The 381-nt window shown below is 51.4% G+C and carries 1 protein-coding gene; it reads left to right on the top strand.

The window, feature by feature from the left end; translation table 11 throughout:
* Positions 1 to 116: 116 nt before the first annotated feature.
* Positions 117 to 381 (top strand): CHC2 zinc finger domain-containing protein (locus IV91_RS0115340; RefSeq protein ID WP_031599639.1); only part of this gene is annotated, 265 nt, incomplete at its 3' end.

Below are 381 nucleotides of genomic sequence, written 5' to 3' on the forward strand. Positions count from 1 at the left end.
GTGTTGATGGTGGACATCGCAAAGATTACTGGCACAGTTGACACCAGAACTATTGAGCCAAAAATTATCCAGGAGGAAAGCCGAGGTCGTGGTCGCCCAAGAAAAGGGAGCCCATCATGACTGTTGAGGAACTGCTGGAAAGGCTTCAGGGGGTTCGCAAGACCAGCCATGGTCGATGGATGGCCAAGTGTCCGTCTCACGACGATAACAGCCCTTCGTTGAGCGTAACCGGAAACGATGGGAAAATTTTGCTCTATTGTTTTGCGGGATGTGGTGCCCATGAGATCGTTACCGCGGTGGGTCTCGAACTATCCGATTTGTTCCCTGAAAAGCTGGAATTTTCCAGAGGACGAACGCCACGATTCCCGGCCCATGAGATTT

The organism is Ferrovum myxofaciens, assembly GCF_000735045.1.
Classification (GTDB): Bacteria; Pseudomonadota; Gammaproteobacteria; order Burkholderiales; family Ferrovaceae; genus Ferrovum; species Ferrovum myxofaciens.